This is a genomic window from Candidatus Woesearchaeota archaeon, assembly GCA_003694805.1.
Classification (GTDB): domain Archaea; phylum Nanobdellota; class Nanobdellia; order Woesearchaeales; family J110; genus J110.
In genome coordinates this window covers 1-1,668 of sequence record RFJU01000114.1, presented here as the reverse complement: position 1 = coordinate 1,668, position 1,668 = coordinate 1, and the positions used below count along the sequence as shown (strand labels likewise).

The following is a 1,668-nucleotide window of genomic DNA, read 5'->3' as shown; positions in this document are numbered from 1 at the left end:
GATTTGGGAGGGGGAAGCCTGGGTGTTGATGGGGCGGTGGGTGCCGTTGCCGGTGACGGAGAGGAGAAGGGGCTTGGGAGAATCAGGAATGGGAACGTCGGGGAGAACGGGCTCTCGTGAAGGCTCAGAGGGAGGTTCGGAAGAAGCATCCGAGGTGGGCTTCTCAGGGTTGTTTTCGGCGGAGGCATCGTGTTTTTCAGATGGCTTCTCCGCGAAGCATTGGCTGGGGTCGGGGTCGGAGTCAGGGACGCAATAGCCTTGTACGCACTGCCAGGGCTTGCCTTCTCCACAGGTCGTGGTGCAGGTGTGGCAAAGCTGGGCAGTAGGTGGAGCACAACCCGTCGGTACCCTGACAACCATGACCAAAAGACAGCAGAAAAGAACAGCTCTCTGACTCCAAATCCCCCATGTGATGGGGACTTTCATGGAAAAATACTCCTCTTAGCTGAAGGCTAGGGAAAGGACTTGAACATTTGAGCAGATTTGTTCAAATCACCCTGAAAACATGGGATAAAAATACAATAGAGCCATGAAGATAAATGAGGTGTGTATGGTTGTCAAGGATGGTGCCAGAAATGCAGCGAGAGTGTCAGGATGGTGCCAGGGATGCTTCAACTTGAATGGCTGAAACGTCGGTGGCATCAGCGCAATCATCACAATCAGTGTCCATCAGCGGTTCAGACAAAGAGTGGAAACACACTTTCTATTTCAGGGCATCGACTTGTCAAAGCTGCATTCTGTGGAGGCAGATTGATGGGAGGCGAAGGGGAGAGAAGGAGCGCTCATGGAGAGGCAGTTTTTCCCGTGAGGATTCGTCCTGTGTTTGTAGGCGGTGTACCTGTGTTTGTGATGATGAGTCCTTGTCCACCAAAGATAGAAGAGTAAGGGGCCTCAGCTTGATTACCGAAAGACGAAGTTGCGCCGCCGCCACCGTGAACAGAGGAGAATTTGCCCGAAGCAGTGTTGGATTGTCCGCCAAAGACGGCAGCGCCTTGGGAACTCGCAGTGTTGGATTGTCCGCCAAAGACGGCAGCGCCGACACTTGTGGTGGTGGATTGATTCGTTGAGCCACCATGGACAGAGGAGAATTTGCCCGAAGCAGTGTTGTTTTGTCCGCCAAAGACGGCAGCGCCTTGGGAACTCGCAGTGTTGTTTTGTCCGCCAAAGACGGCAGCGCCGACATCTTTGATGAAGTTGGTTGTTCCAGAGACAAAGCCACTGTGGCTTGAGTAGTTGTGTTCATCACCGATGATCAAGTTGTGGGAACCTGTGCGAACGGTGGTGCCAATGGTTCTTTTCTTGTTGTAGCCGACAATGAGGTTTCCGAGGCCATTGGCGGTGCCGTCGGTGGTGCCGGTACCGTTTTGGACTTGGACGTTGGTTTTGTCGAAGGTTGCGAGCTTTGTAGCGTCGTTGAGTTCAAAGCTGGCGTTGCTCTTGGTCTGTACTTTGAAGGAGCTATCAGCTTTTATCTGAACGGAGCTTGCGGTGATGGTGAGTGAAGATGAGGTAGCGGTGATCTTCTGGATAAGCGCGTCAATTTTGGCTTTTTGGGCGATGAGTGCGTCAATTTTGGTTTTTTGGGCGATGAGTGCGTCGAGTAGGGCTTTTTGGGAGGCAAGTGCTTTGAGGCTGGTTTGTTCGGTGGTAGTGAGGCCAGGGTCGCCT

The 1,668-nt window shown here is 52.9% G+C and carries 2 protein-coding genes; both read right to left on the bottom strand.

All coding sequences use genetic code 11. From position 1 onward, the window contains the following. Window positions 1-360: hypothetical protein (locus D6783_04090; protein RME52667.1), on the bottom strand; the 360-nt coding region annotated here is incomplete at its 3' end. A gap of 422 nt (window positions 361-782) precedes the next feature. Continuing rightward, a partial coding sequence (locus D6783_04085; GenBank protein ID RME52666.1) for a hypothetical protein occupies window positions 783-1,668 on the bottom strand: 886 nt, incomplete at its 5' end.